Origin of the sequence: Microvirga sp. HBU67558 (assembly GCF_018069605.1) — a bacterium.
In the GTDB taxonomy this organism is placed as follows: domain Bacteria; phylum Pseudomonadota; class Alphaproteobacteria; order Rhizobiales; family Beijerinckiaceae; genus Microvirga; species Microvirga terrae.
Genome location: NZ_JAGPUP010000076.1, coordinates 1 through 266 on the forward strand (window position 1 = coordinate 1; position 266 = coordinate 266).

A 266-nucleotide genomic window follows, 5' to 3' on the forward strand; every position below is an offset into this window, starting at 1 on the left:
AAGGGTGGGCTTCTCTACAACTTTCCCACCAAGGACGCGCTACTCCAAGGCATGGTCCAGCGCATCGTCGACGAGGTTGCGGCAGAGCGGGAGACACTCCGCGCTCAAGCTGAGCCCGGGCACAACTTGGAAGCCCGCCTGTGCACGGCGGCGTTGCTCAAGCTGCGTCAGGGCAGGACGAAGGAGGTCGCCAATGGCATCCTGGCCGCCTCGGCCGAGAGCCCGCACCTGCTTGATCCGGTGCGCAAGGTCATCCAGGCGACCCT

At 65.4% G+C, this 266-nt stretch carries 1 pseudogene; it reads left to right on the plus strand.

Annotation, left to right across the window (positions count from 1 at the left end):
• Nucleotides 1-266, plus strand: a pseudogene (locus KBI52_RS33740) (TetR/AcrR family transcriptional regulator); the annotation flags it as partial.